We start from the raw sequence: 23752 nt of genomic DNA, 5'->3' as shown, positions 1-23752 counted from the left end.
TTTTTAGGAAAATGGCCTTAATTATTTAAACGTGTGTTTTTGAAATATCTCACACTTTTCGACCTTGTGCCTTCATTCAAAGATTCCAATTTCCATTTTCCGAAGATTCAGCTGAGATAATAATTGTGGATTTTTGAGAAATTATCCAAAACGATAGCAAGAAACATGTTACGTTATAGAGAACATCTGCGGAAATTCAGATAAATTAGTCTTCTTGAGCGAAGCGAAAAGGAAAGAGTACTCCCGAGGCGCAATTCGGGAGATGAAAAAAGTCCAGATGTACGCCCTGCATATGAGACAGAAAGCGTGAAATCTTAAAATGAAGAAAAAAAATTCTTCCTGAGCAGGCTAAAAATACTGAAAAGAACAGCTTGCTCATTTTTTTAGCCCGCGTGATAGAAGCTTAATGTTAATGCGTGTAAATCAGTCCTCTTGATAGAAGCTTAATGTTAATGCGTGTAAATCGGTCCTCTTGAGCCAGAGTCTCGATTGATTAATGTTTCAAACGCACTCATAAATTGGATATAACTGCAGATCTGAATATAAGGCACCTGCTAAAGGTTACTAATCTTCCTTTTTGAACACAATTTTAGGAATAATTTCAGTGGTTAAACAGTAATAACAGGGACAGCGTTGCTTTGCAATCTCATTAAATTTCTGGATTTCTTCCATGCTCATTCCAGAATCAACTATGATTTCGAATTTAATAGACTCATAGATAGGGATTGCAGGTTCGTGGGAAATTCCAAAGCTTACACTTAGATCCATATCAGCCCTAACCTTAATCTTGAACTGATTGAGCACTATACCTTCCATTGCAGTCCATTTAGCAAAGCTAGCTGCAAAACAGGATGCTATTCCATACAGGCCATACTGAACGGGATTGGGGGCAGTTCCTCCGCCTCCGAGAGCTACCGGTTCATCTGATTGAATCAGGAACTCTCCTCCCCTCTCGGAATTTATCTTTGTAGAAAATTGAGGCCCTGTCCTGCCAATCTCCCAATTCCCTTCAAACTCAATCACTTTTTTAGTTTTAGAAGGATCATCTTTTACTTTTTGAAGAGTTTCACTGAATTTATCCACTGCTATTCTATTTATTATCAATTTCTCACCTCATTCCAGAGAATTTTTGGGACCTTGGATTTCAGAGTGATTCCAGGAAATTTCCTAAATCGATTGAGATAGATGAAAGAATCAATAAAATTTGCAGGTATAAGTTTAGGGAATATCGCCGTCGAAGTATATTTATAACCAATATGAAAATTACCCGCATTGAGTATAGCAGAAGAATAAATTCGGAGTAATGTTAGCTGAATAATTATGAACTCTTAATCTATCTGAGAAAAGAATACTTACGCTAAATTATATTGAAAACACTTTCCTGTTTACCCTGCGAATTGAGAATAGGAAGAATATATATTTATTTCATAAACTGTTTCTATTATGCATTACCAATGGCATTCTATTCAAAATCATTCTATTTTTGAGGAATTTTTATGATTACAAAAGAAGATGTAGAACACATCGGCTGGCTTGCCCGTATTGAAATTAATGAGCAGGAAACAGTCGAATACATGGAAAAACTTAACTCAGTTTTGGAGTACTTTGGGCAGATTGATGAACTGCCGACCGAAGATGTTGCTCCCACATACCATGTTGCTGAGATCTATAACGTATTCAGGGAAGACATGGTTGAAGAATGCCTCCCGCAGGAAATTGTTCTTACAAACACCGAACACAAACAGGACGGGGCTTTCAGAGTCCCGAAGATCGGCTGAGGAGATGTTTTAATGGCAAAATGGATGAGTGTTGCACAGATTAAAGAGAAGATCGGAGAAAGCTCAGCCGAAGAAGTAACAGCCAGCTACCTTGAAGTTATCGGAAAGAGCAAAATCAACGGTTACGTAACGGTTTCCGATAAAGCCCTTGAGCAGGCAAAAAAGATCGACGTAGAAGGGCACGATGGACCCCTTGCAGGCGTACCAATCGCAATAAAGGATAATATCTCCGTCGTCGGGCTGCCAAACAGCTGCGGCTCGAAAATCCTTGAAGGTTACGTTCCTCCTTTTAATGCACATGTTATCGAGAAACTCCTTGCTGCCGGAGCCGTAGTCCTTGGAAAAACCAATATGGATGAGTTTGCAATGGGGTCTTCCACGGAAACCAGCCATTTCGGGCCGACTGCAAACCCATGGGACCTTGAAAGAGTACCTGGCGGATCTTCCGGAGGAAGTGCAGCGGTTGTTGCAGCAGGAGAAGCTCCTTTTGCCCTTGGTTCTGACACAGGCGGGTCCGTACGCTGTCCTGCGGCTTTCTGCGGGGTTGTGGGGCTTAAGCCGACCTATGGGGCAGTTTCAAGATACGGAGTTGTGGCTTACGCGAATTCCCTTGAACAGGTCGGACCTCTTGCAAACAATGTGGAAGATATCGCGGTCCTGATGGATGTTATAGCCGGCTATGACCGAAAAGATTCTACTTCCATTGACAGTAAAACCGAATACCGGAAAGCACTTGTTGACGATGTCAAGGGTCTGAAAATAGGGATTCCGCAGGAATTTTTCGGAGAAGGCATCCATCCGGATGTAGAAAAAGCTGTATGGAATGCTATTCACAAATATGAGAGCCTCGGAGCAACCTGGAAAGAAGTCTCAATGCCTAATATAAAGTATGCTCTTGCCTCATATTATATCATTGCAATGAGTGAAGCATCCTCAAACCTTGCCCGTTTCGACGGAACACGTTACGGGTTCAGAGAAAGCGGAGAAAACTGGCACACAATGGTTTCAAAGACGAGAGCAGAGGGTTTCGGAACCGAAGTCAAAAGAAGGATTCTCCTGGGCACCTATGCACTTTCTGCAGGCTATCACGACAAATACTACCTCAAAGCCCTGAAGGTAAGGACTCTTGTGAAGCAGGACTTTGACAAGGCTCTCTCGGCAGTTGACCTGCTTATGGCACCTACAATGCCGAACCCCGCTTTCAGGATAGGAGAAAAGATTGAAGACCCGCTCACCCTCTACCTTTCGGACGTAAACACCTGCCCGATCAACCTTGCAGGCGTACCTTCAATTTCCGTCCCTTGCGGCTTTACTGACGGATTGCCTATAGGGCTTCAGATAATGGGCAAACCCTTTGACGAGCCTACAGTCCTGCGTGCAGCCTACACTTTCGAGCAGAATACCGATTACCACATAAAGAGACCTCCGGAGGTGGCGTGATGGCCTACGAAAACCCTGACGGCATAAGGATAGGACTTGAAATACATGTCCAGCTTAACAAACTGAAGACCAAAATGTTCTGCGGCTGCTCTACCGATTACCACAATGCAGCCCCCAATACCCACACCTGTCCGGTATGTCTTGGTCTGCCAGGTGCGCTTCCTGTGCTAAATAAAAAGGCTGTGGAAGCCGCAATTAAGGTGGGGCTTGCCCTTGAAGGGGAGATTGCAGAAGAAACCCAGTTCCACAGGAAGAACTACTTCTACCCTGACCTTCCCAAAGGTTTCCAGGTAACCCAGTACGACTACCCCATTGTTGGCAAAGGAAAAGTCGTGATCGAAGGAGAGGACGGGGAGCATGTAGTCGGAATTACACGAGCTCACCTGGAAGAAGACCCTGGAAAGCTTGTGCATATAGGGAGCATTGAGAAATCCAAAGGTGTCCTTATCGACTACAACAGATCAGGTATGCCCCTGATCGAAACCGTTACCGAGCCGGATATGAGAAGCCCCAAGGAGGCACGGCGTTTCCTTGACAAGTTCAGAAATATCCTTGAGTACCTGGATGTCTTTGATGGAAACCTTGAAGGAGCTATGCGTGTCGATGCAAACGTCTCAGTCTACTGGGGTACACGTGTTGAGGTCAAAAATATCTCTTCCCATAAAGGAGTTGAAAGGGCTCTCCTCTACGAGATCATGCGCCAGAAGAACGTGATCCGTCGAGGAGGAAAAATTACTCAGGAAACCCGCCACTTCGATGAAGGAAGGGGCGTAACCATTTCCATGAGGACAAAAGAAGAGGCAGAAGATTACCGCTACTTCCGTGAGCCTGACCTTATGCCAATGCGAGTTACTGGCTGGATTCCTGCAATTAAAGAAACCCTGCCTGAACTTCCTGACGCCAAACGTGCACGCTTCATAGAGCAGTACAGCATAACGGATATGCACGCGAGGGCCCTTACCTCAAAGATCATGCTCGCCGACTTCTACGAAGGAGTCTGTGCGAAAGGTGTGGACCCGAAAACCGCCGCCACCTGGGCAGCCGATGTCTTCCTTGGGGAGCTAAACTATCGCGACCTTGCAATCTCTTCTTATGACGGCAAAACGATTGGCTTTATCCACGCAAAAGATCCTGCAGTAGAGAATTCCTTCAAGGTCTCGGATATGGTAGAACTGGTCACCCTTTTTGCCGAAGGCAAAGTAAGTGATAGGGCTGCAGTTGAGGTCATCCGTATAATTCTGGACGGCACTGAAGAAAAGACTCCCTCTCAGATTATTGAAGAAAAAGGCCTATTCAAAGCTGAAGATGACCTGGTCACCAGGGCTGTTGCAGAAACAATTGCCGAGAACACAGCCGCAGTACAGGACTACATTGGAGGAGCAGAAAAATCCCTGAACTTCCTTGTAGGACAGGTCATGAAAAAGACAAAGGGCACAGCAGACGCAAAAACTGCCCGCGAATTAATTGTGAAGGAACTTAAAGGGTAACCCGGTAGGGCTTACCTTTTCAACTACTTTTTATTGAACTTGTGGAATTCTGAAATTATGGATTACTTCTCTTCTGTTTTGGAGCGGTAAGGAAGTGTTTTATCTACCAGAGAGAAGCCGCAGCTTTATTTAGGTGAAAATCTTGTAGGGATTGCAGGATAAATGCAGGATTTTTTCGATCCAGCGCCTCAACGCAGCCTTGAATGTCACCTTATGAGGAAGTATGATTTAATACAGGTCAGGTCTGCGACCTTCGAAAATAGAGCCAGTTTGCCTGATTTCCGTTGCCTCATCAAGATCAATTTCCCCTATGAGGACACACTCTTTCTTTTCGGCTTCTGCCAGAACGCGGCCCCAGCCGTCTGCAATAAAAGAGCCGCCAGGATAAGTCGAATACCTATCTTTTCCCACTCTGGTGCAGGCAATATGAGGCAACTGGTTTTCAATTGCACGGGAAAGGGACATAATTCGCCAGGGGTATATATAAAAATCCGGGATATCGGCAGCTGAAACCAGCAAATCTGCTCCCTCAAGGGCCAGTTTTCTGGCAACTTCCGGATATCGGAGCTCATTGCAAACTATGAGTCCTATGGAGAGCCCGTACTTTTGCAATCTGATAGGAGCTATGCTATCTCCGGATGCAAAATACTCTTTTTCCGGGCCATAAAGCTGGACTTTTCGGCGGATGCCTGCCAGCTTTCCGGACTCGATGCAGAAACCGAGGTTATACTGGGAAGGAGCCTTCTTTTCTAAACTTACTGTATCCTCTTCACTTCGTTCTATCTTTTCTATCATTGAGCCTGCAAGAATACAGTTATATTCTCTGGAAAAGGCACGGAGAGCTTCAAGCGTGGGACCGGAAACAGTTTCAGCTACTTCCTCTATATGGTCATAACAAAAACCGGTTGAGAAAACTTCCGGAAAGACGAGAATCTCAGCTTCTTTTGAAACCGCTTCTTCTGCCAGGGAGAGGGCACGCTCAAGATTTTCATGTTTCGAGCAAAGTGAGATATTCATTTGGATGCAGGCAGCTATTATGCTTGTCACTTTTATTCCTTCCATTCACAAAATATGATTACTTTACTTAGATACTTTATAAGGTTATTCTATTTTCTGATTTAAGATTAAGGTTTTGAACTGCAGTATAACACTGGTGGTACGGTGTTAGGCACACTGTTGGGTAGTGGTGGTACAGTGCTGGTCCGAAGTATGGATAGTTGCTTCAGGCAGCACTTTGATTACATATGTATCCGAATATTCAAGTATAAAAAAATAAAAGTCGTGAAAACCTGCTGCAGGCAAAATATAAGATATGTGAATCTCAAAATAGCTTGAAGGAAAAAGCTGCCTGCAAGAGAAAGGCCTGAACCATTACTAACCAGAAGACCGACCATAGAGGAGGAAAACACCACGGAAGAACCAGTTTCTGATTTTCGATTCCACGCAACGACACTTATCTTCAAGTTCCGGGACTTCTTTTTCCCCCGCAGGAAAATCCTGGAAGAAGCCGGAATAAAACCCGGTTTCAAAATTCTGGATTACGGCTGCGGATCAGGTTCTTATATTCGTGATGCTTCCGAAATGGTGGGCCCCTCAGGAAAAGTCTATGCCCTGGATATCAACCCTGTTGCTATTGAGATGGTTCGGCACCTGACTACTATAAAACAACTAAAAAACATAGAGACTATCCTTTCTGACTACGATACGGGCCTGCCCAGCGCGAGCCTGGATGTTGTTCTCTTCTATGATACCTATCACACCCTGAACAAGCCGGAACTTGTCATGAAAGAGTTGCACAGGATCCTGAAACCTGAAGGAACCCTTTCTTTTAGCGACCATCACATGAAAGAGGAAGAAATCATGGAAAGTGCAACCCGGAAGAGGTTATTCAAGCTGAAAAAGAAAGGCAAAAGGACATATTCCTTTAAAAAGGACAGTAGTTGATTCAGGTACAGGAGTATCCTGTTTATTTACGTTACTAAAAAACAATAAAAGGAGTAAAAAAAAGAAAGAAATGAAAGAATTGGAGCTCAGGAAAAGCACAGAGCTTATGGGTCAAGAGATAATTTTCTGTAAATATTCACTTTTCAGGTAATTTGACTTCCATCGTCATCTTTTGAGCTTAAGAATGAGCTGGAGCAAATCACTGGTAGTGGGAAGGTCGATTTAATACTTGGAAGGTTGGTTTGTTGGATTTTTGGAGGTTAGCTTAACAAATAGCTAGATATTTTGTAGAATAGTTGTAGATTGTTTATTAACCAATTCCCTGACCCGTTTACAATGCGCTTTTTCCGGTTCACTTTCGAGTTCATGCTCTTGTTGCTGGAATGACCCCAAGGCTTTCCATGATTCTCATTTCCGCCGGGGTGATAAACGTACCATTGCCGAACAAAAACCCATGCAAAACGGGTTTTGGAGCCTTTATCTCTACTTTTTCTTTCATATCCTGGATCTCCGTTTCTTATATTGCGGTTTCCCGTTCACTACAGGATGTCCGGAATCCTATTACCGTATCAACCTATAAATAATTTTCTCTTAATTTGAAGAAGATAGATAAAAGCACCGGACAAGCTGAGCCAAAAAGAAGCTAAACGCAAAAATCAGAATTTTGAGTTAACTCCCATTATTCCCAAACTCTTTCCTCACTTCAGCCGGCACCCTGTTAAAAGGGCACCCAAAATAAATACAGCGGGAACATTCATACCGCCATATTGTCAGTAAAAAAAGCAAGATGGAAACTGAGTAAGTTCCCAGAAGGAATGGCTCTTCCAAAAGCCATGGAAGTGGGAAGAAAATCACAATCAGGAATCCCAGAGACGTAATAGCAAGATAGAATTTGCCCGGAGGGCACGGTCTGGATCTGAAGTGTTTCGGCCAGCCTCGGTTCATCATGCACCCCAATTTTTTTCCTTCCGTGGGAAAATAAGGGCAGTGAGTACAGAAAAAACGCTGCTCCAGAACATTGAAGTGGAAAAAGACTGTGAAAATATAGGCAAGCAGCCACCCGGTTGAACTGATGCCGATAGCAAGTCCAGCCGAAAACAAAATAGTTAGAGTTACAAAGTTCCAGTAGAGGAAGTCTTTGAATTTGTGTTCCATTTTAAAGGAAGAACATCTGCCTGAGCCTGATACCAGAAGCTCCTTTCCTGAAAGTTCAATCTTCTCTGAACGGTCATCGCTTTTCTCAAACTCATCTTTTACGCCTGCCGGCACCCGGTTCATAGGACACTCGAAGTTAAGGCACCTTATACATTCGTAACGGCGGGCGGTCAGAAAGAATAATGCCCAAGCAACTATATAAGCCCCCAGCAGCAGAGGATCCCTGATAAGCCAGTAAACAGGAAAAAGAAACATAGGTAAAGCTCCCAGAGCTGTCATCGCTTTTTCAAAAGGGCTGTGAGGGCCGGGACGGGCTTTGAAAATCTTGGGTACTCCCGAAAGCATCATGCATTTTACGCAGCCTTTGCTCCTAATGTAGTAAAGGCAGTGAGTGCATGCGAACCGGAATTCGATGATCAGGAAGAAAAAAAGGGCTATTCCTATGTAAACTGCGACCCATTTGAGCGAATCCCTGGCAATTGCTATTGAACCGATCAGAAAAGGAATCATATTAAAGAAGTTCCAGTAGAGGCGGTCTCTAGCAGAATGTTCTGTTTTAAGGGGAAGCGGGATGCAGGGGGAGGACATGAAGGAGTTTTTGGGGGAGAAAGAGTAAAAAGGTTATGTTTGCCTCTCAAGTGTCTATATTACTTCTCAAGCATCCACATCCAGAGTGGAATGTACGTGATCCCATTTTCTGTCTTTTCAGTGTCTTTTGTCAGCAGGATGAGTTCATTTATGCGAGAAGCAAATTCCTCTTCTTCAGAGAACTTCTTTAGAGCACTTACCTCTCTTTCATCAATACTGTCGTTGTACGTGACATTGATTGCGGTCAGCGAATTATCCTCTTCCTTCACCACGAAATCCACCTCGCCCCCGTTTTTCCAGTAATATACCTCTTTTTCCCGGCGCATGAGCTCAAGGAAAACCAGGTTTTCGGCAAGCCTGCCTTCGTCCTTTGAAAAGGAAAAAGATACGGCGTTCCGAAGTCCATTATCGAGACAGTAAACCTTTTTCGGGTTGATTGACTGGGACTTTAAAGAATAGCTGAAAAGGGGCAGAAAATAAACCAGAGAGATATCCTCAAGATGGGAAAGGTATTCCAGAAGAGTACCTTTTGAGACTTCCTGATCCTGCTTTATCGCCTTATAGTAGGAAGTTACACTGAAAGGATTCCCGATGTTTGTGATCAGGTATTTTGTCAGAGCTTTGAGCAGGGTGGTGTTCCGGACGGAAAAGCGTTCCACAAGATCCCTGTATATCATCATTTCAAAGTAATCCTGAACAATCTTCTTCCGGAGCTCTGGAGCTTCGAGCACGACTTCGGGAAAGCCACCATTATAGAGGTATTCCTCAAAGAGTTTCTTGAGTTCAAAACGCTGCTTCGAGTACTCGAAATCCCTAACAGGCTCAACTCCCCGAAAAGCAAGGTACTCCCGAAAATCCAGGGGGTAGAGGTAAAAAGAAAGAGTTCGACCTCTAAGGCTTGTTGCAAGCTCCTTTGAGAGCATCTTCGAACTCGAGCCCGTAAGAAAGAGCTTCAAATCCCCTCTGTCATAGAGCCTGCGCACATAGACTTCCCAGCCCGGAACATTCTGCACCTCGTCAAAAAAGAGATACAGCTCCCGGCCCGCATTTTCAGGGTAGAGCTCATAATACGCCTCAAGGATCGAGTTCAGGTCCTTAACATCCAGAGGCAGGATCCTCTCGTCCTCGAAGTTGATGTAAAGAATCCGTTCTCTCCCCACACTCGCTTCAAGCTCCCCTATCATCTGGAAAAAGTAAGAAGTCTTCCCTATCCTCCTCGCCCCTATCAGACTTACAATTTTCCTGGTCTGCGGAATTTCAAGGGCACGAGGATAAATTTCAGGGAGCTTCCTTTCGTGGAACTCCTTTATGAAGTATTTGAAAAGCTCCTTTTTTTCCATGGTCTTCTATAGGAGACCATTTTACTTAAAATTTGGTCTTATATAGGAGACCATTTTACTTAAAATTTGGTCTTATATAGGAGACCAATTTTGCCATATTCTGGTCCTCTATAAGAGACCAGTGTGAGAGAAATCCTGTGTTTCTTAACTTAATTCAGTAAAAGGCAGAAGAAAAACCCGGAGCAAATACATCACCCAGGCTGCGTGAATAGCTTATCCCCGTCTGTCTTGTCATGTTCACAAGCGAACGGTCTGAACCATAAAAAAACTGAAATGAAACAATAAATAAGAAGCAAAATCACATAAAATCAAGTAACAATCACTAAAAGGGGAAGGGATAATGAAAGAAAACAAGCCCAGAATAAAACTCTACATCGCCTGCAGCCTTGACGGCTTCATCGCCCGAGAAGACGGCAGCATCGACTGGTTAACTAAATACGAAAATAACCCAGAAACAGACTATGGCTATTCCGAATTCTATGGATCAATCGGCACAGTCCTTATGGGCAGAAAAACCTATGAGCAGGTCCTGGAATTTGGAGACTGGCCTTACGGGGAGAAAAAGGCATATGTTTTTACAAGACAAAACGAACCCCTGCGTCGAGAAAAAAACGTAGAATTTGTTTCCGGGGACGTAGGGGAATTTGCGCGCCGGCTAAAAGAAAATACTGAAGAGGATATCTGGCTTGTGGGTGGGTCGCAGCTTATCAAGGTATTTCTCGAAGAAAATCTGGTGGAGGATATGATTGTTTTTGTGGTTCCGATCATTTTAGGGAGTGGAATCCCACTATTTGACCGGATCGGGAAAGAAATTAAGCTCAGGATAATTAATACAGAGAGATATGAGAGTGGGTTGGTAAGGTTGGAGTATATAGTTAGAGGGTGACATAAGAAAAAAATAGCAAACCATAAAAAGAAGATCGCTCAAAGTTCTTAACAAAATTAATCCAGCTTTCGAGTGATCCAATGGTAATTCCAGATTATCAATCTATAATGCTCCCTCTGATAAAATATGCAGGAGACGGTAAAGAGCATCGAATCCGTAATGCAGTGGAACAGTTAGCCGAAGAATTCAGGCTAAGTGAAGAAGAAAGAAAAGAACTGTTACCGAGCGGGCGGCAGGCTATTTTTAATAACCGGGTTGGATGGGCGTGTACTTACCTGAAAAAAGCCGGATTACTGGATTCCAGAAAAAAAGGATATTTTTCCATCACCCGAAGAGGATCGGATGTCATTAAAGAAAAACCTGCCTCCATTGATGTCAATTTTTTGAAACGATATAAAGAATTTAATGAGTTTTGCAATAAGGACAAACTGACTTTAATCGATAAACCAGATGTTCCTGAAATAGAAGGAACAAAAGCCCTCGATCCCGAAGAGTCCCTTGAGATCGCGTATCAGAAACTCCATAACGAACTCGTTTCCGAAATTCTCTCTATCATAAAGAAATGCTCAGCCGGTTTTTTCGAGTCGTTGGTCGTTGATGTCCTGACAAAAATGGGCTATGGAGGTTCAAGAGCCGATGCCGGAAAAGCGGTTGGCAGAAGTCATGATGGTGGAATCGACGGAATCATAAAAGAAGACAGGCTCGGGCTCGATGTCATCTACATACAGGCAAAAAGATGGGAAGGCACGGTCACAAGACCTGAAATCCAGAAATTTGCCGGAGCTCTTATAGGAAAAAAGGCAAAGAAAGGAGTTTTCATAACGACTTCAGGTTTTTCAAAAGAGGCTCTAGAATATGCCGATTTTACAGGGAATATTGTCCTGATTGATGGGGAAATGCTTGCAAAGCTGATGATCGAGTATGGAGTGGGAGTTTCAAAAGTAAAATCTTACGATGTTAAAAAGATGGATACGGATTATTTTGAAGAAGAGGTAGTCTGAGAATTGGAAATTCCACAAAAGCCTTCTTTCAATAAAAAATATATACTTGAAGTCCCCATATAATAGTTTGAAATCAAACTAATGTCAGCATCCAAAGACATACTAAATATAAATATATCTAAACCGATATTTTAATGAATGCTGTGAATTTAAAATCTGGGGATTGCAGCAGAAGACAGGATAGAACTTTTTGTATAAAAATTGAAATTTCCGGTTTGGGGAATAAACTCTCCATTTTATAGAATTTGAGAGTATTATTTGGATAATCAGGGAAACAAAAATGACACAAAAAGGAAAGTCCACCTTATGCTAGATAAGAAATATATATCTGTAATCAGAATACTTATTATTGATTCTACTTGATTGAACTTAATAAAATAAGTCCAGAATATAGAAATCAAAGACTGAAAACCCAGACGTTAGCCTGGGAGGATGTCGTGTGAGAAGTCATGAAGAACATGTTTAAAACCACAATTCTACTCGCTTCCCTTACAGGGCTTCTGGTCCTTATCGGAAACTACTTCGGTGGGACGGGCGGAATGATAATCGCATTCTTATTTGCGGTCATCCTAAACTTTGGGAGTTACTGGTACAGCGATAAGCTCGTGCTGAAAATGTACAGAGCAAGGGAAGTTACCCCGGCAGAGTCTCCGAACCTGCACAGGATCGTGAGTGACCTTGCAATGAAAGGAGGACTTCCGAAACCTAAAGTTTATATTGTTGAGTCCGGGATGCCAAATGCATTTGCAACAGGCAGGAACCCAAAACATGCAGCTGTAGCGGTTACAACCGGGATTCTCAACCTGCTTTCGAGTGAGGAGATCGAAGGGGTGCTGGCACACGAGCTGGCTCATGTCAAAAACCGTGATACCCTTATCAGTGCGGTGGCTGCAACCATTGCCGGTGTCATCACAATGCTTGCTACCTGGGCCCGCTGGGCTGCAATCTTTGGCGGTTTTGGTGGCAGGGATGACGACAACGGCGGAATCGTAGGCTTTATCGTAATGGCTGTGCTTGCCCCGCTGGCTGCAACTCTGATCCAGCTCGCAATCTCCCGTTCAAGGGAATTTGCCGCGGATTACGAAGGCGCCAGGATGTGCAAAAAACCCTGGGCACTTGCAAATGCCCTGGAAAAACTGGAATATGGAAACTCCCACTTCCAGCCAAGCATCAGGGACGTACAGGCAAAAGAGACCACAGCCCACATGTTTATCGTCAACCCTCTCAAAGGTGGAACTATTCAGTCCCTTTTCAGGACTCACCCTGTAACCGATGAACGTGTAAAGCGCCTGAGGGCAATGAGATTCTAAAGCTCTCTGAAAAAACATTTTTTATTTAATTTTAACTTTCCTTTTTGTATTTTTTCTTTTTATTCTTATTTTCAACCTTTATTTACTGATGTATTTGTTCTCTATTTTTCTTTACTTCTTTAACGTTTCACAATTATTTTCATTCTCCGCAACGATTGTACTCATTTCTCTCGCTTTACTTTCTCTCTGAAAGTTTATCCGGTATTCTTTTAAATTTTGCATGCTATATGTTATCAAATTGCATAGAGAAATACCGGGCTTTGCAGGAGAAAAAACACTTATAAAAGAAAGTGATAGATAAAATAGGAAGGACAAATTGTTAATAAAAGACAATAAAAGTCAGTAAACGAATCAGTTTATGACGAACTTACTGACAAGAAGTAAGAACCCAGCCCGCCAAAACAGCATATTTACTGGCTCTTATTTAGAGTTTTTACTTGCCATTTGTAGAAAACGTTCGAAAAGGCAAATTAATAAATCGGGCTGAAAAGCACTTTCTCAATAATAAATTATTACGTTGATTATCCACACCCTACCTTAACCTGAATGGGGAATTTTCTATGGAAGACAAGTTTGAGATTGGCAGGATTATCAGGGCAAAGAATATCTCTGATGCATGGTACCGCGGGCTTAATATTATCTGGAATCACGGGCAGGTGATTACCGACGAAAGGGGGAGCCAGATCAGGGAATTCATGGACTTGATGGTGGTAATCGAAGACCCCTATACGGATAGAATTCCCGAAGATACTGCCTGGAATGAAGAACGGCTCGAAGAATATGCAAAACAGCTGATCTCGGGCGAAAACGTGCAGGACTTTGAATACACCTACGGTCAGCGCCTCAGGAACTGGAATGGAGAAGTGGATCAGATCGAATATGTAATCGAAAAGCTGCAGGAGAGCCCCACTTCCAGACGAGCTACAGCTGTTACCTGGATACCGCCTGTGGATACTAAAGTCAATGAAGTTCCCTGCATGATACTCGATGACTTCAAAATCAGGAATGGGAAGGTCCACCTTACTACTCTATTCAGGAGCCACGATTTCGGAGGAGCCTACCCTGCAAACCTTTACGGGCTTTCCAGGTTACTTGAATATGTTGCCGAAAGGGTAGGAGTCGAACCGGGAACAATCACCACGGTCAGCATTTCAGCCCATGTTTACGACCACGACTGGGATATGGTAGAAAATATCGTGAAAGGCATAAACTGAGAGTTTTTAATCAAATTCAGAATAACCGTATTCAGAATAACCGTATTCAGAAAGCCAAAAGCAAGCAGTTGACAGGAAAAAGTCAGGAATAAAAAATCGAAGAGCTCTGATACACATGCGCATCTCTATCAGCAAATCCTCAGTTACAGGGGAAGTCTTTGCCCCCCCTTCAAAGAGTTACACCCACCGGGCTATAACCCTGGCAGCCCTTTCAAAAGAATCGATCGTTCGCCGTCCCCTGCTCTCCGCCGATACCTTTGCTACAATCAGAGCTTCTGAGATGTTCGGAGCCTCGGTTAAAAGAGAGGAAGAGAATCTCATCATCCACGGTATGAATGGAAAACCCGGTGTTCCGGACGATGTAATTGATGCCGCAAACTCAGGAACAACCCTCCGCTTCATGACAGCAATTGCAGCTCTCACTGACGGAATCACGGTGCTTACAGGAGACGCTTCCCTTCGAACGCGGCCAAACGGGCCTCTTCTTGAAGCCCTCAACAGACTGGGAGTAAAAGCCTGCTCTACGAGAGGGAACGAAAAAGCTCCTATTGTTGTCAAAGGCGGGCTTGAAGGATCTGAAATAGAAATTAATGGCTCAATCAGTTCTCAGTTTATTTCTGCTCTCCTTATAGCCTGCCCTCTTGCAGAAAACAGCACCACGCTCTCCATTACAGGAAAACTGAAATCAAGACCTTACGTGGATGTAACCATCGAGATGCTTGAACTGGCAGGAGTCAAAATACATACGGACGATAAAAACGGTACCAGGTTCATCATTCCTGGAAAACAGAAATATGACCTTAAAGAATATACCATTCCAGGAGACTTCTCGTCTGCATCTTACCTGCTCGCAGCTGCAGCCATGCTCGAAGGAGCCGAAATAACGGTTAAAAACCTTTTCCCCTCAAAACAGGGAGATAGGGCAATTATTGAAACTCTGAAACAGATGGGAGCAGATATCATATGGAACAGAGAAGCCGGTACTGTGACCGTCAGAGGAGGAAGAAAATTAAAAGCCATTACGTTTGATGCCGGAGCAACTCCTGACCTTGTCCCGACTGTTGCCGTCCTGGCAGCTGTTGCCGAAGGAACTAGCAGGATAGAAAATGCCGAACATGTGCGCTACAAGGAAACTGACCGGCTTCGAGCCCTTGCAACCGAACTTCCGAAACTGGGAGTTTGCCTCAAAGAAGAAAAGGACAGCCTGACAATTACCGGAGGAACCCTTAAAGGAGCCGAAGTCCACGGTTGGGATGACCACAGGATTGTTATGGCTCTTTCAATAGCAGGGATGGTTGCGGGAAACACGACAATTGACACCACTGAATCAGTATCGATATCTTATCCTGATTTTTTTAAAGATATGCGCAACCTTGGAGCAAAAATTGAAGAAGTTTCAGAAGAATAAGTTGAAAATAAAATCTAAATTTCTAAGTGCAGATTAGATGCAGACTGAATACGGGTTCTATCTCGATAAGGCGAGATGACTCCTTCCTCGGAACGTAAGCGAAAGGGAGGAATAGTTCACTTAATTTTGATAACTGATCATGAGATGGACCCTCAAACTTTCAGTATTCTCTTTTTTGAATTAACCTCCAATCAGTCAAAGAAACCACCTATATTCTGATGAATCTGAACCAAAGTTCAGGAATAATAAAAAAATGGAATAGTACTTTTACATGGAATATCCATATTTAAGTACATGGAAATAAGATGTAGGTGTGGAGATACGTGCATAAGGCCTGTTTCAGAAGCACTAAAAGACATTGAATCATTCTACAAACCTTGCAACGATTGCAAAACCGAAAAAATAAAAAAATTCTCTCCTCTAGCAGAACAGATTAATTTAGATGAAATAGATAACCATTTTGGAAGTTGTAAATGTGGTAAGAGACAACTTGATACTGTAATATCTCACGTGTTAAAAATAATGATGGATGAAGGAATAAAAGATAAAAAAGCTAATTTAAGGAATGCATGTGTCCCTCTTGTGACTCCTGGCTATCCAGCTAATTCTGTTCCCTATTTGCCTGAAGATTCTTTAGTGATATTATCTAATGAAGTGGATAAAAAATGTGCTGAGACCATTGTAAAGGAAGTTGAGGAAGTTAAAGGGGTTTTAAAGGGAGATATAAGAAAAACTGTGGGTATAAGGGATTCCGATTCTAATCCTCACGTATATGAACTTCTTGCTGGATGCGATTTAAGATGTGATATTATACAGACTCCTTACGGTGCTTTAGGAATATACAAATATCAGCATGAAATTCATATAGAGTTTCCGACGGTGAAATCGCCGAAAATAGAGATACTTGAAAAAGCTTTAGAAGATAATGATGAGCCTACTGTTCTTGATTGTACATGTGGTCCTGGGACTTTAGGAATCGCATGCCTTAAAGCCGGCGCGCGAAAAGTTGTTTTTAATGATATATGGAATCCTGCAATAGAAACTACTTTGCTTAATTTAGAAGCTAATGGATTTCCAGTCAAACTTCCAGGCAGTAAAGAAGAATTAATAGCATCTGGAGGCAAATTTGAAGTTTATAATATGGATATAAGAGAATTAACGGATTGTTTAGATGAAAAATTTGACATTTGTATTATAGATACATTTCCTGGTGTAGATACAACAGAATTTGTAGAAGCCGCAGACAAAATAGGCAAAAAACTTGTCGTGATTTGAAGGGAATTATATGAATTTGGAATGGAAGGAATACTGTTAACACATCTACATTTTTTGAATGAGAGAAAAGAAGCAATTTCACGTAAAATTAGTCCTCTTGAGCGAAGCGAAAAGGACCGCGTACTCCCGAGGCGCAATTCGGGCGAGGCGCAATTCGGGCGAGGCGCAATTCGGGAAAAAGAGAAAAAAGCAGGCCAGAAGGCCTACTCTGTTTTAAAGTGTTTAATTTATAGAGTTTATTTTGCCGGGATGATGAGGGATCTCTCACCAGCAGGCACGAACTCTCTGATGGCACCGCGGCCGAACTCTCTCCTGGGTTCTGCAAAGTTGAACGGCATGAGGTCGTCAGCGAAGCAGACCTTGATGAGTGGGTTCACGGTGAATGCGTCTCCGCGGCCTGCGTGGGCTGCCTGAGCGATACCTGCGTATCCACCCTGGTGACCGACGTTCATTGCATAGTTGGGGTAGTTTGGACCACGGAGTTCGTCTGGGAGACCTTCGTCGCCCTGGTAGGACAGAACGTTTGTGGCACCGCACTGGTCCTGCAGGTCGAAACCGAAGAAGCCGAGACGGCCCCATGCTTCCTTGTGCAGGTACATGGAGAGGTACCAGCCGGAAAGACCAGCGTTGGCGTTTGCAGTTCCGAGGGCAGTTGCAACACCGGCTGCAGCTGCGAGCACGGTTGCTCTCTGGGATCCACCGAAGTGGTCTTCAAGGGCAGTTGGGAACTTCTCGTATGTCTCGATACCGTAGAGTGTGGACTCGGTTGCGATGTCCTTTACGACTTCGAGGGTGGCTTTTACCTTGTTGTCCTTGCCGATGTTTGCAGCACCGTTGTACTTGTCGTTGATGTAGTCTACGTCATAGTACACGTTGTTGTCGAGGATGTCATCGGTGTATGCAGCTGTTGCATACTGTGTGAACCCGACACCACCGGACATGTAGGATCCGAGCCAGATCTGGTCGTAAAGCATGCAGCCTGCACCTACGACTTCGAGGGCAACCTTTGCGGGGTCGTCAGTCACTGTGCGGCTTGTCTGGACGATGTCTGAGAGGTGACCGAAGGAAAGTCCACCGGGCTCGTTGGGTCCACGTGCACGCCTTGCGGGGAGCATTTCACCCATGGAGACGAGGGCTGCGTGCTTTGCAGCGAAGGACAGGTCAGCAACTGCTGCTTCACCGGCGCACATTGCGTATGCGGAGATGAAGGACATACCGATCTGCATGGCTGCCCATCTGGAAGTCTGAGCACCGTCAGTTGTTCTGGAGACAATTGTTGGGATGTGAATTGCCTGCCAGGAGGTCTTGCCGATGGAGGCTTTAAGCTGGGCTGCCTGTTCCTCAGTGAACATCTTGTTGATGTTAATGAGGTACTGCTTGTCGATTTCATCTGCAAGCTCGTCGTCACCTGTGAAGATCTTGACGTAGCAGTCGTCGACAAGAGCGGGGTGGGTTTCGACCATCATTTCCTGAACCACTGCTGCACCGGGCATTGCGTGGTTGAGGGTCTCAAGGTAGTGGTTGATGGTTTCAGGGGTAACTTCCTTACCCAGCCTCTTCTCGAGGGTCTCGTGAGCCATGTCAAGACCGACAATACAGGTTCTCCTGATGTCGTCCCACATCTGCTGCATTGCAGCGTTGTTCACGTAGTGCAGGTCGTCTGGTTCTGCAACAATGTCAGTTCCAGAAATGACGTAAGGGGTAATTGCACGCTGACCGAGGGGTGCACCGGTGTGCATCATCGGGTTGTAGAATGCAATGCCTCTCTTCTCTGCGATCTCTTTTCCGGCCTTAATCATTTCGGCCTTTCTTGCGTCCTGCTCAGGCCCAAGTCTCAGGAACTTCTCGGTCTTGCCGGTGATGTCCGTGGTGGACTGCTGGTTTGAACCAAATTCCTGTGTGAACTTGACTTCCATTGACTTCTTAAATTTAGAGAAAATATCTGCTGCCATTATGGTCACCTCATTTCGGCTGGAATCCGTAGGTAGTCCTCTTATCGAATATTCTGTGTACCCATTCGACGACTTCTGAATCGTCCCTGAAAGCCACATTGTCCACACGGTAGATGGTTGTCCTCTTTGCGGCTTCTTCTTCAGACATGGGTTTACCGAGGTCTACTTTCCTGTCGAGTGGAATTGCAACCTGGTCCTTGTCCATAATGATAGTGCCGTTTTCGAGTCTTCTCCTGTCGACCATGTCAAACATTACGCCGTCTTCCTGAAGACGGACTGAGTGACCATGCACAGTTGAACCGCGCATACCGGAAAGTGCAGGGCAGCTCATTTCAGTTTCCAGCTGGACCTTTGCGCACTTTTCCATGTCCCTCTCACGAGCTTCAACGATCTGACGACCGGAAAGGGTACCTGGGTCTACACCTCTAAAGTTAATTGCTGCGAAGTATGATCTGAAGTAAGGGGTAGCCGGAGCGTTGTACATTGAGTCAGCGAACTGAACGTACCTGACCCTGTCTCCTGCTGCTGCACCGGGTGTTGCTGCTACAGCCTCACGGACGGAACATGCGGGCTCTCCCATTTCTGCAAGTGGTGGGTGGGTGCTTGGGTAGTCGCTCCCTGGGGCACGGTGTCCGAGGACTGCAGTTAAGTCTTCGTCGGAAATTTCCCTGAGTTTCTCAAGTTTTCCGGACATGTGCTTTCTTCTGTTAGCGCCAACTGATGTAGCGCCTGGATAAAATTGTGGTTCGTATGCCATCTCATGCAACTCCTTTATGATCTTCTAACTGGTCTAATGTCGTCTTGACGTATTTTACGATTGAATTTAGTTTATCCCTGGGACAGAAGTCACCACGTGTAACTCCACTTACCATATCCATTACAATTCCCTTCGTACGAATATTTTCATCCCTTGGCATCACTAATCTCGTCTTTATCCCTGCTTCTGCAAAATCTTCAAAATCCACCGGAATCTGGCTGACAACAATTGCCGGGATATCAGCCTGGCTCAGGATCTCCCTGGTTTTTCTAATCACGTGATCCTTAATATTTCCGAGGTGAATAACAGCCAGCTTGTGCATTTCAATCTGTGCGACTTCTACCGGACTCAGTACAAACGATCCTGTCCTCATGCCGGATTCAGGTATCCCTGAACCTGAGTAGAGTACAAGCACACTCACCTGAATGTTTTCCTTCCTCATCCCGTATGTAATCTCGCATACCGGTTTTGTGATATGCCTCTGGCCGGGACTCATAGCAATAGCTACCACATCGGCACGACCAGCTTCCGAAAGAGTGCCTCTTTGAGCAAGCCCTCCTCCTTTGCCGAGTCCTCCGCCGCATCGGCAGTCAACTACCTGTGTTTCCCGATCGATCATCATATCCTTTCACTCATCTTTGTCTTTGTCATCTTCTTCTTCTTGTTTCTCGATGAAGACGAGCTGGTTTACCTTGGCTTTGGGATCCACCATGCCAAGCAAGCGAGGGTCGGTTTCAGGACCATATTTTGCATAATCAGTCACTGTGGGCTTTTTCCTGAAGAAATGTCCTTCCCTGAATTCAAAAGAGAACGGGAGCACTTTATCGCATACTGCCCTGACCTTTTCTTTAGTTTCGGCATTTGAGATTTCAAGCCTGATCCTGCCTACACTGATCTTAAGCTCAATAACCTGATCTCCGATCTGAATAGGCTTCCTTAGGGGGTGTTCCACCTTTTCCCCGGTACCCGGGCCTGAAGACACCTTTTCGGGGAGCCTCGAGCCCTGGACCATAACGCGGATTATCCCGTCAACCCGATAGAGCTCAGTAATAAGTTTCTGAGCGGTTTCAGGAGACAGGATTCTACTGGGAAAGATTTCGATTTGGATAGAATCTTCCGTATTTGAAGCAGAGTCTGACATCGTTAGACCTTTTAAATAATTTGTTTAGAGCGCTCCTGCAACTGCCTTAATTGGCTGGCGGAATTCCTCAATCGATCCGAACACATCGCCGATGAGGCCGGATGTTGATTCGATTGTGAACATCTGAGTACCTGCATCCAGGGCTACTGCTGCGCATACGCAGGGAATTGCGAATCCTCTGGAGTGCCTGGTAACGACGTGGTTACCGTTGAAGACACCGGGTCCACCGCCACCATAGATTGAGTGGCTGAAGAATGAGAATCCTACTGCTACACCCTGTACTTTACCATAGTCGCATCCTGGGAGACCGGTTTCCTTCTCAAGGATGTCGTTGAAGTACAGAAGTGTTGAGGAGACGTTCTGGGCTGCACGGCCTGCACCACAGTTCACGAGAGTGGCTGCAAGGGTACCGGCTGCGGCGTAAGCATTCCACATTGGAACATCGTTTGCCTTGTAGAACTTGTATCCGGAGGGTGCTGCTTTGTCAACGGAAATAACGCCGTCTTCAACTGCCCTGCCGACAATGGACTGAATAACGGTTCCGATAGTACCTTCCTTGCCGTTTTCCTTTACAAGGTCGTATACAACGTTGTTGGCGTTAAGGCCCTGGCAGGCAAGACCGAGGAGCTGGTGCCTCTCGAACATACCGACTGCGCCGCCCATCTCAAAGATACCGGCCTGCTCATAGATTGAGGAGAGAGCTGCTGCGTTCATTGCACCACGGTTGGTGATTGCTGCAACGTGGTTGGCCATGATGTTCCTGAGGGAGAAGCCGAGACCTTCGTTGTTCTGGGGGATGCTCAGAATGCCCTGAACCTGTCCGCCCATGAGGTCCATTGTCTGTGGGTAGCTTCCCCAGACAGCTGCCTTTACGATAGGTGCATCGTACATGTCGGTTCCGAACATGTCCATGATGCTCTGGGTGACTGCTGCTGCACCGACTGTGGTTGCGGACATGTAGTCAGCACCAGCGGCCATCCTGGACTCTGGGGCCTGGATAAGAAGGCTCTTTCCGCCCTTAAGGATCTTGACGTTGGTGTCGTCGCCTTCATCGACCTGGACGAGCTTCTTTACATTCTCTGCAATTGCATCAACGTTGCCTACGATATCGTAGTTAAGCCCACGGCCTAAGATCTGACGGCCCTTGCCGCCCATCTTGCCGCTGGCAAGTGCGCCCTGAATACCTGCGAGGGAGACTGCAACTGACCTCTTGGTGTCCAAGATAATCTTTTTAATTGCTGCGTTTCTTGTTGGAGCAAGGTTCATTATATCGACATTGCTCTCGAGCAGTTTTCCTCTGTCGTCGTAGATGTCTACTGTGTCAGACACTTATAATTTCCTCCTTAATTTATTAAAATCATTTTGGGACTGGTCACCTACTCGAGTGCAAAAAGCACTCACAAATCAAGTACCGCGTCGTTTTTAAGTGTCCACTTTCCCAATGAAATCTCATTCGTTTAGAAGGTACTTAAATCTTTTGTGTTCTCCGCTAGATGAATTCATGTATTTTTTTAAAATTCATTTTATTAAGATGAAATGTATTTTTCTATGATTATATAAAAAACCAGCATCAATAGAAAAATGAATTTTAAAGGTCGCTTAAAATCGGCGGAAATTTCCGGGATCACTTATTTAAGTATTTTTCCTAGAAAAGACTAATATCATATAATTTTTTTTTAAATGTTTAAATCTAACCACAAAAATCATACCAAAAAGATTTAGTAATATCCTCGTGATACGAAACTTTAATATGGAAGTAGTTGTCGACGTAGGCGGAAATCCCGGGGTAGACTGCAAAGGCTTTTGCAAATATTGCTATTTTAAGAAGGTCAAAGACGTTCAGCCCCTGGGCTGCAAGTATTGCCTCCCTTTTAAAAAAGGGTGTGATTACTGTACACGCAGTGTAAAAGAATCGTACTCAGGCTTCAAGTCCCTCCAGATGGTACTCGAAGAGACTGCAAAAAAACTTTACTTCACGACCGGAGAGGTGAAAAAATTCACGGTCAGCGGAGGAGGGGACTTAAGCTGTTATCCCGAACTAAAGAATCTTGTTACTTTTCTATCTCAGTTCGGCGTCCCGATACATCTTGGATATACCAGTGGGAAAGGTTTCAGTAAACCCGATGATGCTCTTTTCTACATAGAGCATGGGGTTACAGAAGTGAGTTTCACGGTCTTTGCAACAGACCCGGCGTTGAGAGCCGAATACATGAAAGACCCTGAACCCGAAGCTTCAATTCAGGTTCTTCGGGACTTCTGTGCCCACTGTGAAGTTTACGGAGCAATAGTTCTCCTTCCGGGAATAAATGATGGAGAGGTTCTTGAAAAGACCCTCAGTGACCTGGAAGCTATGGGTGCAAAGGGAGCTATTTTTATGAGATTTGCAAACTTCCAGGAAAACGGCCTGATCCTTGACAATTCACCTATCATGCCAGGGATAACTCCACATACAGTCTCTGAATTTACTGAAATTGTGCGCAGTTCAGCAGCAAAACATCCTTCTATGAGGATCACAGGAACACCACTGGAAGACCCCTTAATTGGCTCACCTTTTGCAATCCGCAACATTCCTGAAGCCCTTTCAAAACTTCCCAGAGTAACCGGAAGAGCAACTGTCATTACAGGACAGGTAGCATCCTCCAGGCTTACTGAAATATTTGATGCCCTTGGAGGGACTGTAAACGTAGTTCCACTGAAAAAGGATATTGGATGCCTTATTACTATTGACGATTTCAAAATCCTTGACCTCTCCCAGGTGACTGAAACTGTGTTTATTCCGGGAAGAGCTTTTGTCCATGATATGGAAGTCAAGGAAGCCCTCAAAAGAGACGGGGTAGACAGGCTTGTACGCAGAGGACCTGAGTGCCTTTCCGTAGATGGAGAAATGTCTATAGGTATGACCAGGGAAGAAGTTCTGGAACTGGAAATAGAGAACTTTACTGAGCTTATTAACCAGATTAACTCGCTAGGGCTGCCTGTAAAGTAAAATCTGACCCTGCCCGAGAGTCAATAGGGTCGAACTCTGAAGAGACCCAAACATTGATAAAAAAAACATACAGATGTAAGTATAGATATT

General features: G+C 44.6%; 21 protein-coding genes. 11 read left to right on the top strand and 10 right to left on the bottom strand.

Features of this window, described 5'->3' with window-relative positions; genetic code table 11:
- Positions 1-564: 564 nt before the first annotated feature.
- Entirely contained in the window at positions 565-1104 is a 540-nt protein-coding gene (locus FXV91_RS10575) for an OsmC family protein (protein WP_229390568.1), read from the bottom strand.
- Between the two features lie 392 nt (positions 1105-1496).
- Between FXV91_RS10575 and gatC the strand changes: the two genes are divergently transcribed.
- From gatC to gatB, 3 genes are read left to right on the top strand one after another with little or no spacing between them, the layout of a single operon-like run.
- Complete coding sequence (gene gatC / locus FXV91_RS10570) at positions 1497-1778, top strand: Asp-tRNA(Asn)/Glu-tRNA(Gln) amidotransferase subunit GatC (protein WP_229390567.1); 282 nt, start codon at positions 1497-1499, stop codon at positions 1776-1778.
- 12 nt (positions 1779-1790) lie between these two features.
- Complete coding sequence (gatA, locus tag FXV91_RS10565) at positions 1791-3218, top strand: Asp-tRNA(Asn)/Glu-tRNA(Gln) amidotransferase subunit GatA (protein ID WP_229390566.1); 1428 nt, start codon at positions 1791-1793, stop codon at positions 3216-3218.
- The gene (gatB, locus tag FXV91_RS10560; protein ID WP_229390562.1) at positions 3218-4705 is read left to right on the top strand and encodes an Asp-tRNA(Asn)/Glu-tRNA(Gln) amidotransferase subunit GatB; all 1488 of its coding nucleotides are present in this window, start codon (positions 3218-3220) and stop codon (positions 4703-4705) included. Before gatA ends, gatB begins: the two co-directional genes overlap by 1 nt.
- A 228-nt stretch (positions 4706-4933) precedes the next feature.
- Here the strand turns inward: gatB and FXV91_RS10555 are convergent, their stop codons facing one another.
- Positions 4934-5752, bottom strand: coding sequence for a nitrilase-related carbon-nitrogen hydrolase (locus FXV91_RS10555; protein WP_345945497.1), 819 nt, complete (start codon positions 5750-5752; stop codon positions 4934-4936).
- A gap of 297 nt (positions 5753-6049) precedes the next feature.
- Between FXV91_RS10555 and FXV91_RS10550 the strand changes: the two genes are divergently transcribed.
- Complete coding sequence (locus FXV91_RS10550; RefSeq protein WP_255680199.1) at positions 6050-6649, top strand: class I SAM-dependent methyltransferase; 600 nt, start codon at positions 6050-6052, stop codon at positions 6647-6649.
- Positions 6650-7013: 364 nt separating this feature from the next.
- Here FXV91_RS10550 and FXV91_RS19770 read toward each other — a convergent pair whose 3' ends face one another.
- The 3 genes from FXV91_RS19770 to FXV91_RS10540 form a co-directional block, all read right to left on the bottom strand.
- Positions 7014-7148: a hypothetical protein gene (locus FXV91_RS19770; protein ID WP_255680188.1), complete on the bottom strand. Its 135-nt coding sequence runs from the start codon at positions 7146-7148 to the stop codon at positions 7014-7016.
- Positions 7149-7318: 170 nt separating this feature from the next.
- Positions 7319-8392 carry a hypothetical protein gene (locus FXV91_RS10545; protein ID WP_229390560.1) on the bottom strand — a complete coding sequence of 358 codons (1074 nt, stop codon included), beginning with the start codon at positions 8390-8392 and terminating at the stop codon, positions 7319-7321.
- A 59-nt stretch (positions 8393-8451) separates the two neighbouring features.
- Positions 8452-9732: an ATP-binding protein gene (locus FXV91_RS10540; RefSeq protein ID WP_229390559.1), complete on the bottom strand. Its 1281-nt coding sequence runs from the start codon at positions 9730-9732 to the stop codon at positions 8452-8454.
- A 340-nt stretch (positions 9733-10072) separates the two neighbouring features.
- On the opposite strand from FXV91_RS10540, the gene FXV91_RS10535 reads away from it, so the two are divergent.
- From FXV91_RS10535 to FXV91_RS10510, 6 genes are all read left to right on the top strand, one after another.
- On the top strand, positions 10073-10618 hold the full coding sequence (locus FXV91_RS10535) for a dihydrofolate reductase family protein (protein ID WP_229390558.1): 546 nt from the start codon (positions 10073-10075) through the stop codon (positions 10616-10618).
- An 80-nt stretch (positions 10619-10698) separates the two neighbouring features.
- Positions 10699-11619 (top strand): restriction endonuclease, encoded by a 921-nt coding sequence (locus FXV91_RS10530; protein WP_229390556.1) that lies wholly within the window; start codon positions 10699-10701, stop codon positions 11617-11619.
- A gap of 449 nt (positions 11620-12068) precedes the next feature.
- Positions 12069-12929 carry a zinc metalloprotease HtpX gene (htpX, locus tag FXV91_RS10525; RefSeq protein WP_229390554.1) on the top strand — a complete coding sequence of 287 codons (861 nt, stop codon included), beginning with the start codon at positions 12069-12071 and terminating at the stop codon, positions 12927-12929.
- Between the two features lie 560 nt (positions 12930-13489).
- A complete protein-coding gene (locus tag FXV91_RS10520) occupies positions 13490-14143 on the top strand; it encodes a thymidylate synthase (RefSeq protein WP_229390552.1) in 654 nt (217 codons plus the stop codon).
- Between the two features lie 115 nt (positions 14144-14258).
- The gene (gene aroA / locus FXV91_RS10515) at positions 14259-15551 is read left to right on the top strand and encodes a 3-phosphoshikimate 1-carboxyvinyltransferase (RefSeq protein ID WP_229390551.1); all 1293 of its coding nucleotides are present in this window, start codon (positions 14259-14261) and stop codon (positions 15549-15551) included.
- 294 nt (positions 15552-15845) lie between these two features.
- Entirely contained in the window at positions 15846-16826 is a 981-nt protein-coding gene (locus tag FXV91_RS10510) for a 50S ribosomal protein L11 methyltransferase (protein WP_229390550.1), read from the top strand.
- 236 nt (positions 16827-17062) lie between these two features.
- Here the strand turns inward: FXV91_RS10510 and mcrA are convergent, their stop codons facing one another.
- Genes mcrA through mcrB form a run of 5 tightly spaced genes read right to left on the bottom strand, consistent with a single transcriptional unit; the run spans position 17063 to position 22005 of the window.
- Positions 17063-18778 carry a coenzyme-B sulfoethylthiotransferase subunit alpha gene (mcrA, locus tag FXV91_RS10505; protein WP_229390548.1) on the bottom strand — a complete coding sequence of 572 codons (1716 nt, stop codon included), beginning with the start codon at positions 18776-18778 and terminating at the stop codon, positions 17063-17065.
- A 10-nt stretch (positions 18779-18788) separates the two neighbouring features.
- Positions 18789-19535 carry a coenzyme-B sulfoethylthiotransferase subunit gamma gene (gene mcrG / locus FXV91_RS10500; RefSeq protein WP_229390542.1) on the bottom strand — a complete coding sequence of 249 codons (747 nt, stop codon included), beginning with the start codon at positions 19533-19535 and terminating at the stop codon, positions 18789-18791.
- Between the two features lies 1 nt (position 19536).
- The gene (gene mcrC, locus FXV91_RS10495) at positions 19537-20157 is read right to left on the bottom strand and encodes a methyl-coenzyme M reductase I operon protein C (protein ID WP_229390541.1); all 621 of its coding nucleotides are present in this window, start codon (positions 20155-20157) and stop codon (positions 19537-19539) included.
- A 6-nt stretch (positions 20158-20163) separates the two neighbouring features.
- Positions 20164-20676: a methyl-coenzyme M reductase operon protein D gene (mcrD, locus tag FXV91_RS10490; RefSeq protein WP_229390536.1), complete on the bottom strand. Its 513-nt coding sequence runs from the start codon at positions 20674-20676 to the stop codon at positions 20164-20166.
- Between the two features lie 24 nt (positions 20677-20700).
- Positions 20701-22005, bottom strand: coding sequence for a coenzyme-B sulfoethylthiotransferase subunit beta (gene mcrB, locus FXV91_RS10485; protein WP_229390535.1), 1305 nt, complete (start codon positions 22003-22005; stop codon positions 20701-20703).
- Positions 22006-22426: 421 nt separating this feature from the next.
- On the opposite strand from mcrB, the gene mmp10 reads away from it, so the two are divergent.
- On the top strand, positions 22427-23662 hold the full coding sequence (mmp10, locus tag FXV91_RS10480; protein ID WP_229390534.1) for a methyl coenzyme M reductase-arginine methyltransferase Mmp10: 1236 nt from the start codon (positions 22427-22429) through the stop codon (positions 23660-23662).
- Positions 23663-23752 lie beyond the last annotated feature (90 nt).

This window comes from Methanosarcina sp. DH2, assembly GCF_020804225.1.
Taxonomy (GTDB): Archaea; Halobacteriota; Methanosarcinia; order Methanosarcinales; family Methanosarcinaceae; genus Methanosarcina.
The sequence above is the reverse complement of the archived record's forward strand: the minus strand, read 5'-3'. Positions and strand labels throughout refer to the sequence as shown.